Below are 7,821 nucleotides of genomic sequence, written 5' to 3' on the forward strand. Positions count from 1 at the left end.
GGCGGGGCGGTGTGTTCGGCGAACCGGTGTGTTCGGCGAACCGGTGTGTTCGGCGGGGCGGTGTGTTCGGCGGGGCGGTGTGCCCAGGACTGCCGCGCCCAGGCGGGGCGGCGCGTTCAGCGGACCGGTACCGCGGCGGCGCGCAGCGCGTCCTTGACCGCGCCGATACGCAGGTCACCGAAGTGGAAAACGCTCGCGGCGAGCACCGCGTCGGCGCCGGCGGCAACCGCCGGGGCGAAGTCCGCCAGCCGTCCCGCCCCGCCGCTGGCGATGACGGGCACGTCCACGGCCGCGCGCACCGCGGCGATCATCTCCAGGTCGTAGCCGTCCCTGGTCCCGTCGGCGTCCATCGAGTTCAGCAGGATCTCCCCGGCGCCGAGCTCCACCGCCCGCGCCGCCCAGGCGACCGCGTCGATGCCCGTGCCGGTACGGCCGCCGTGGGTCGTCACCTCGAACCGGGGCGTGCCGGGCCCCGCGGGGCCCGCCGGGTCCGAGGAAGCAGCGGAGCCCGGGGAGCCCGGGTAGCCCGCGGCCCTGGTCCGGCGGGCGTCCACCGACAGCACGATGCACTGGCTGCCGAACCGCAGCGCGCACTCGCGGACCAGCTCCGGGCGGGCGACCGCGGCGGTGTTGATGCCGACCTTGTCCGCGCCGGCGCGCAGCAACCGGTCGACATCATCGACCGCGCGTACGCCGCCACCGACCGTCAGCGGGATGAAGACCTGCTCGGCGGTGCGCCGGACCACGTCATAGGTGGTCTCACGGTTCCCGCTGGACGCGGTGATGTCGAGGAAGGTCAGCTCGTCGGCGCCCTCGGCGTCGTAGAGCTTCGCCATCTCCACCGGGTCGCCGGCGTCCCGCAGGCCGGTGAAGTTCACGCCCTTGACCACCCGGCCGGCGTCGACGTCCAGACACGGGATCACCCGGACGGCGACGGTCACCGGACGCGCGCGGGCCCGCCGGCGGCGGCCGCCAGCGCCTCGGGCAGGGTGAACGCCCCCGCGTACAGGGCCTTGCCGACGATGGCGCCCTCGACGCCCGGCACACCCGCGATGGCCACCAGGTCGTCCAGCGCCGACACCCCGCCGCTGGCGACCACCGGCCGGGACGTGGCCGCGGTGACGGTACGCAGCAGGTCGAGGTTGGGCCCGGTGAGGGTGCCGTCCCGGTGGACGTCGGTGACCACGTAGCGGGCGCAGCCGTCGGCGTCCAGCCGGGCGAGGACGTCGAACAGCTCGCCGCCGTCGCGGGTCCAGCCGCGGGCGGACAGGGTGGTGCCGCGGACGTCGAGGCCGACGGCGATCCGGTCGCCGACCCGGTCGATCGCCGCGCGCACCCAGTCGGGGTTCTCCAGCGCGGCCGTGCCGATGTTCACCCGGGCCGCGCCGGTCGCCAGCGCCGCGTCCAGGGAGCCGTCGTCGCGGATCCCGCCGGAGAGCTCCACGGCCACGTCGACCGACCGCACCACCTCGGCGATCAGGTCACGGTTCGAGCCCCGGCCGAAGGCCGCGTCGAGGTCGACGAGATGGATCCACTCGGCGCCGTCGCGCTGCCAGGCCAGCGCGGCCTCGCGGGGGTCGCCGTAGGAGGTCTCGGAACCGGCCCTGCCCTGGACGAGCCGGACGGCACGGCCGTCGGCGACGTCCACGGCAGGCAGAAGGATCAGCGCCACACCGCAACACCCTACGGGTCCCGCGGCCGGCGGGTATCCGGCGGTCCCGCCGGCGCGGGCACCGCCGGCGTATCGGTGGCCGGGCCGCCTCTACCGCCGCATCTACCGCCGCCTCCACGGCCGCATCTACAGCAGGACAGCCACGAGGTCGATGTCGATCGCCTGGTAGCGGGCGGCCGCGCCCCTGCCCTTGCTGACGCCGAACGCGTGCCGGTCGGTCCGCGCGGTGGCCTGGAAGCGCACCTCGCCGTTGGCCGGCTCGGCCACCGTGATGGCCAGCTCCACCGGACGGGAGACCCGCTGCACCGTCAGGGTGCCGGCGAGGGCCCAGGCGCCCGCGGACGCCACGAACCGTTCGGAGACGAAGGTGATGTCCGGGTAGGTCCCGACGTCCAGGAAGCCCGCCTCCCGCAGGTGCTTGTCCCGGGTGCTGTTGGCGGTGTCCAGGCTGGTCGCGTCGATCACGGCACGCACGGTGGACGTCTCCAGCGGGTCGGCGACGACGATCGAGCCCTCCCGGACGGTCAGGGTGCCGACCACCTTGAGCAGGCCGAACAGCCCGCGCGTGGTGAAACGCACCGTGGAGCGGGCCGGATCGACACGGTACGCGCCCGCCCGGGGTGCGGTCACTCCCTGTGAGAACACTGTTCGTTCTGTCATGTTCTTCCTCCTTGACCGAGCTGGGCTCTGTGCCGGGCGGCGCCGGAGCGGCACGATCACCGGTGGCGTGGCAACACCGGCGATCGCCACGAACCGTTCCTGTCTGGTCCTACCTGTCTGGTCCTACCTGGGTCCGAAACGGCCTACTGGCACTCACCGAGAAATGACACCTGTCGAAAAATGCCAGAAACATGATGACAGCCCCAGCCCCAGCACTCGTCACTGGGAGTAGCGTTCTGCGAGCCGAACGGCACGCCTCCTCACCGGCACGATAAGCGACCGCCACCCCATCCGAAAGCTCCGGACACCCACCGTGCCCACAGCCCACCGCTGCCGCGGCCGCGCCCGCGACCGCCCCAGGGTCGGCGGCAACCACCGTTCGCGATCATCGCCTCTCCACGGCACGGACGGCTTGCGCGGTTGATCTGAGGACATGCATTATGCATGCATGACGACTGTCGTGGTTCGCGACCTTCCTGACGACATCCATCACAGGCTGCAGGAACGAGCCCGCGACGCGGGCCAGTCGCTGCAGCAGTATCTGACGATCCAGCTCACCCGGCTGGCAACGATCCCCAGCCTGGACGAGGTGATCAATCGGATCACGACCAGGGCAGGCGGCCGAGTCGGCTTCCAACAGGCGGTCGCCGATCTCGACGCGGAGCGCCACTAAATTGATCGTCCTGGACGCCTCAGTCCTCGCCAACGCCGTCGGCGACGACACCAAGGACGGCGATCATGCCCGCGACATCCTCCGCGGCGCCGGCGACATCGCCGTCCCAGACCTGGCCGACGTCGAGACGGCATCGGTGCTCCGACGCCGGTGGCAGGCAGGTGACATCGACGCAGCCCGTTTCTCCGCCGCTCTCGACGATCTGATGGCCCTGCCGCTGACTCGTTACCCGGCCCGTCCGCTACTCCGGCGGGTATTCGAGCTCCGAGGCAATGTCACGCCTTATGACGCCTGCTACGTGGCACTCGCCGAAAGCCTCGACTGCCCGCTCTACACGGCCGATACCCGCCTCGCGAAGGCACCCGGCCCGACGTGCCACATAGAGCTCGTCAACTGACTGTGGTCATCTGGACGCTGTGAACCCGCTCCGTTCCCTTTCCGTGCGCAACTTCCGGCTCTTCGCCGCCGGCCAGCTCCTGTCGGTCGCGGGGACCTGGATGATGGTCGTCGCCCAGGACTGGCTGGTACTCGGCCTGACCCACGACTCCGCGAGCGCGCTCGGTGTCGTGACCGCGCTGCAGTTCACCCCGTCGCTGCTGCTGACACTGATCGGCGGCCGGCTCGCCGACCGGTACGACAAGCGGCTGCTGCTCACCGTCGCCAACCTCGCCTCCGGGACGCTGGCGCTCGGGCTCGCGGCGCTGGTGCTCACCGACAGCGTCGCGCTGTGGCACATCCAGCTGTTCGCGCTGGCGCTGGGCGTGGTGAACGCCGTCGAGATGCCGGCCCGGCTGGCGTTCGTCAGCGAGATGGTCGGCCCCGAGCTGCTGCCGAACGCGTCGGCGCTGAGCGCCGCGTACTTCAACGTCGCCCGGGTGACCGGGCCGGCGCTCGCCGGCGTGCTGATCGCCGCGTTCGGCACCGGCCCGGTGATGGTGGTCAACGCGGTGAGCTACCTGGCCACCGTGGTGGGCCTGCGCATGATGCGCCCCGCGGAGCTGCACCGGGTCACCCGGCCGGCCACCGGCACGCGGATCGTGGACGGGCTGCGCTACCTCGCGTCCCGGCAGGATCTGACGCTGCCGCTCGCGCTGGCCGCCGCCGTCGGCCTGTGCGCGATGAACTTCCAGCTCACGCTGCCGCTGCTGGCCAGGACGGTGTTCCATGCCGACGCGGCGTCGTTCGGGCTGCTCACCACCGCGTTCGCCGCCGGTTCGCTGCTCTCGGCGCTGGCGACGACCGGACGGCGCGGCCGGCCGGCGGCCGGGCTGGTGACCGGCGGCGCGTTCGGCCTCGGCCTGGTGATGACGCTGACCGGCTGGGCCCCGACGTTCGCGACCGCCGCGGTGGGCCTGTTCGCCACCGGCTTCGGGGCGATCTTCTTCGCCCAGGCCGCGAACCACCGCATCCAGCTGGGCAGCGACCCGGCCTTCCGGGGGCGGGTGATGTCCGTCTACACGACCATCATGATCGGATCGACCCCGCTCGGCTCCCTGTGGGTCGGCTTCCTCTCGGAACGGCTCAACGCCCGCGCCGGGCTGTGGCTCGGCGGCATCACGACAATGATCGCCGCCGCCACCGTCCACACCATCACCCAGCGCGCCCAGGCCCGCCAGGCACCCGAAGCGCTCCAGACAGCCGAAACCCTCCAGAGCACCCAGCCTGCCCCCCGCTGACAGACCATTGCGTCCCACCCCCACCAGCACACCCGTTCACACCCACGCCCCCAACGCCGCTGACCCCCGACATCCACGCGTAGGGACACCATATCGACGAAAACCACCCACGACCGCAGCCGGCATCCACCACTCGTAGGTAGAAAGCGCTGCCCCGACAACGTTTTCCACCTACGGGTACGGAAGCCGTCGGTGGAAAACGTTGTCGAGATAACGTTTTCCACCTACACCTCGGCCAACACCCTCAGTACGACAGCAGGCGGACACCTGCGGGCAGTGCGGACACGGCACCGCCGCCATCGGTCCGGACGGTACGGTGTCACCGTGCGTGTTCACCCGACATGCGGCCGCCGGCCACTCCCCCCGGGAATCGCGCCGGCCTGGGGCAGCACCGAACACCTGGACCTGCACTGGGGCAACGTCACCATCCCCAACCTGACGATCCTCGACTGGGAACACTGGGGCACCGGCGTGGCCGGCTCCGGCGCCGCACGCCTGTACTGCACCGCCCTGGCCGCCCCCGAAACCGCCGAACAGCTCCACGCCACGTTCGCGGACATCCTCGACAGCCCGTCGGGACGCTACGCGCTGCTGGTCGCCGCCGCCGACATCCTGGTCAACGTCGCCTGCTACGAGGACACCGTCAACCTCTGCCCCGCCCTCCACCAGCTCACCAGAAAAATCCTGAACCAGCCGGAGAGACCCGGTGAACCGATCATGAAGAGCTGACCCGGTGAGAACCGTGGAGAGGGGAGTGTCACGTTTTTCTTACGCTCCTGCCTGGGGTTCTTACGCTCCCGCCTGGGAAACGGGAAACGCACCGTTCACCCGAACGGTGGCGCGCCCCGGCCCGGCCCGGCTCGTCGACGCATGCGCGGATCACGTCGTCGTGCTGGCGCGTTCCGCCTGCCGGACGAACCCGGCCAGGTCGGCCGTGAAGATCTCAGGGACCTCGAGGGCCGGGAAGTGCCCACCGCGCGGCGGTTCGGTGAATCGCACCAGGTTGCGCGAACGCGCGACGAAGCTCGCCGGCGGGGTCACGACCCGCGGGTCGGGGAAGGCCGCGAACGCGGAGGGCACCTCGATGACGCGGCCGGGCGGAAGCGTGATCGGGCCGGCGAGGAACTCCGAGTAGGCCACCAACGAGCTGGCGACGCTGCCCGAGGCAAGATAGATCATCATCTCGGTGATGATGTCGTCCGCGGTCAGCGCCGGTCCGCCGCCGGCGGCGTTGGCGTTGGCGTTGGGGTCGCTCCACAGGTGAAACTTCTCCAGCGCCCATGCGGCGAAGCCGGCCGGGCTGTCCGCCAGGGCCGGTGCCAGCGTGAGCGGCGCCGTCACCTGCAGAAGAAGGTATGCGCCCAGGGGGCCGGTGTTCAGGTCATGCTCCCGCCGGACGAACGCGGCCTCGTCGGCCGACGGATCCTCGACGCCGGTCAGGCCGCTTCCCAGGGGCGCCCCGTCGTGACGGACGCCGAGGAGGGTGGTGTGCAGCCCGGCGCAGTGGTCCGGATGGTCGAAGGCCATCCACTCGGCGATCGGCGCACCCTGATCCCCGCCGTGGACGTAGTACCTGGACTCCCCGAGAACCTCGGTAAGCAGCCTGTGGAAGAGGTGCCCGGCCGACCGCGCGCCGAGCGGGGCCGGCGCGAGCGAGGAGAAGCCGTATCCGGGTAGTGACGGGACGACGACGGTCAGCCCGTCCCTCGGATCGCCGCCGGCGGTCTCCGGGTGCGCGAGCCCGCGGATGACCGCGCGGAACGTCGCGAACGAGGTGGGCCATCCATGCAGCAGCAGCACCGTCGAGGGAGCGGTTCCGGAGCCGGGCTCCCGCAGGACGTGCAGCTTGACGCCGTCAACGGTGGCGATGAACTGCTCGAAGGTGTTGAGCTCTCGCTCGTGCCGGCGCCAGTCGTAGCCGGTGAGCCAGTACCGCGTGAGTGCGTCAAGCGCCGCCGGGTCGGTACCGGACTGCCAACCGGGCCGTCTCGACAGGGCCGCCGGGTCGAATTCGGCGAGACGCTGTCGGATCCGCTCCAGCACGTCGTCCGGTGTGCTGATCCGGAACGGCGTCACCCTCCCGGCCGGCCCGCCTGATCTCCGTCCTGCCTGCTCTCCTGTACGCATCCGGGCCCCTTCTAGTCGTAGATCTTCAGGCCGCAGCCCTTACCAACACCATCTATATCATTTAATGGTGTCGCTCCTGATAGGTGGTTCACTGGTGAGGACATGGACCCCTTGGACGCCTGGTCGTCGCACTACGGTGCGCCGCTGTCGCTGCGTGCACTGGGGGCGTTCCTCAACTCCGTGGACGAGCGGATCTTCGGCGCCCACCGGCCGCGCGAGCAGCTCACGGATCCCGAGGCGCTGAGCCGCTGGCTCACGGCTCACGGCCTGGCGCCGGAAGGGGCGTTCGCGGGCGAGACCGAGTTCGCGGACGCGCTGCGCCTGCGCACGGCGCTTCGCGAGGCGGCCGCGGCCAACCGGCGGACTACGCAACCGCCTCCGGAGAGCGTCGATCTGGGCGACGTGGCCGACCGCCTCGCGCTGCGGATCCGGGTGGGCCCCGGCGGTGTCGAACTCGAACCCGCCGGAGGCGGCGAGGCCGCTCAGGCAGTGGCGCGTCTCGCGGCCGCCGCGGTCCTCGCAACGGCGGACGGCACCTGGCAGCGAGTGAAGATGTGCGCGGCGCCGGACTGCCGAGTCGTCTTCTACGACGAATCGAAGCCCCGGACCGGGCGCTGGTGCGCGACCGCCGTCTGCGGTAACCGGGCCAAGACCCGACGCTACCGGCAGCGCGTCGGACCGTCCCGCCCGGCGACGCCCACCGACACCCCGCCCCCACCGGGCTGAAATGAATATTATTAGCTTTTCAGATGTCCTCAAGCTGGTTGTCGACCTGATGTCTTACGGTCAGTGGTGAAACGCCGAAATGGCTCGCTATGACGTCGAGGGCGGCGTCCTCGTCGTGCGTCCCGAGAGTCGCCAGTGCACGGCGTATTCCCTCGGCCGGGGCAAGCAGCTCGGCCGCGAAGGCGCCCGCGACCCGGTCGTCGCCGACATGGGTGGAGGCCAGGAGGAAGGTTCGCTGATATGGCCGGAAAATCGCACGGCCGAGTGCCTTCGCGCGGCGGAACGAC

General features: G+C 71.0%; 10 protein-coding genes. 5 read left to right on the forward strand and 5 right to left on the reverse strand.

Annotated features, from left to right (window positions below; all coding sequences use genetic code 11):
* Positions 1–116: 116 nt before the first annotated feature.
* The 3 genes from hisF to NBW84_RS17875 form a co-directional block, all read right to left on the reverse strand.
* Positions 117–941 (reverse strand): imidazole glycerol phosphate synthase subunit HisF, encoded by an 825-nt coding sequence (gene hisF / locus NBW84_RS17865; protein ID WP_250285873.1) that lies wholly within the window; start codon positions 939–941, stop codon positions 117–119.
* Complete coding sequence (gene priA / locus NBW84_RS17870) at positions 938–1,672, reverse strand: bifunctional 1-(5-phosphoribosyl)-5-((5-phosphoribosylamino)methylideneamino)imidazole-4-carboxamide isomerase/phosphoribosylanthranilate isomerase PriA (protein WP_250285874.1); 735 nt, start codon at positions 1,670–1,672, stop codon at positions 938–940. Before priA ends, hisF begins: the two co-directional genes overlap by 4 nt.
* A gap of 126 nt (positions 1,673–1,798) precedes the next feature.
* Positions 1,799–2,332, reverse strand: a complete 534-nt coding sequence (locus tag NBW84_RS17875; RefSeq protein ID WP_250285875.1) for a YceI family protein — start codon at positions 2,330–2,332, stop codon at positions 1,799–1,801.
* Positions 2,333–2,780: 448 nt separating this feature from the next.
* Here NBW84_RS17875 and NBW84_RS17880 point away from each other — a divergent pair, with 448 nt between their 5' ends.
* The 4 genes from NBW84_RS17880 to NBW84_RS17895 all read left to right on the forward strand — a co-directional run bounded on the left by NBW84_RS17880 (position 2,781) and on the right by NBW84_RS17895 (position 5,410).
* Positions 2,781–3,005, forward strand: coding sequence for a FitA-like ribbon-helix-helix domain-containing protein (locus NBW84_RS17880; protein ID WP_250285876.1), 225 nt, complete (start codon positions 2,781–2,783; stop codon positions 3,003–3,005).
* Between the two features lies 1 nt (position 3,006).
* The gene (locus tag NBW84_RS17885) at positions 3,007–3,402 is read left to right on the forward strand and encodes a type II toxin-antitoxin system VapC family toxin (RefSeq protein ID WP_250285877.1); all 396 of its coding nucleotides are present in this window, start codon (positions 3,007–3,009) and stop codon (positions 3,400–3,402) included.
* 19 nt (positions 3,403–3,421) lie between these two features.
* Positions 3,422–4,681, forward strand: coding sequence for an MFS transporter (locus NBW84_RS17890; protein WP_250285878.1), 1,260 nt, complete (start codon positions 3,422–3,424; stop codon positions 4,679–4,681).
* A gap of 324 nt (positions 4,682–5,005) precedes the next feature.
* The gene (locus NBW84_RS17895) at positions 5,006–5,410 is read left to right on the forward strand and encodes a hypothetical protein (RefSeq protein WP_250285879.1); all 405 of its coding nucleotides are present in this window, start codon (positions 5,006–5,008) and stop codon (positions 5,408–5,410) included.
* A 150-nt stretch (positions 5,411–5,560) separates the two neighbouring features.
* On the opposite strand, the gene NBW84_RS17900 is transcribed toward NBW84_RS17895, so the two are convergent.
* Positions 5,561–6,757: an epoxide hydrolase family protein gene (locus NBW84_RS17900; RefSeq protein ID WP_250285880.1), complete on the reverse strand. Its 1,197-nt coding sequence runs from the start codon at positions 6,755–6,757 to the stop codon at positions 5,561–5,563.
* A 153-nt stretch (positions 6,758–6,910) separates the two neighbouring features.
* On the opposite strand from NBW84_RS17900, the gene NBW84_RS17905 reads away from it, so the two are divergent.
* Positions 6,911–7,534 (forward strand): CGNR zinc finger domain-containing protein, encoded by a 624-nt coding sequence (locus NBW84_RS17905; RefSeq protein ID WP_250285881.1) that lies wholly within the window; start codon positions 6,911–6,913, stop codon positions 7,532–7,534.
* Between the two features lie 19 nt (positions 7,535–7,553).
* On the opposite strand, the gene NBW84_RS17910 is transcribed toward NBW84_RS17905, so the two are convergent.
* Positions 7,554–7,821: ImmA/IrrE family metallo-endopeptidase (locus NBW84_RS17910; RefSeq protein ID WP_250285882.1), on the reverse strand; the 268-nt coding region annotated here is incomplete at its 5' end.

Origin of the sequence: Protofrankia sp. CiP1_Cm_nod2 (assembly GCF_920664355.1) — a bacterium.
Lineage (GTDB): Bacteria > Actinomycetota > Actinomycetes > Frankiales > Frankiaceae > Protofrankia.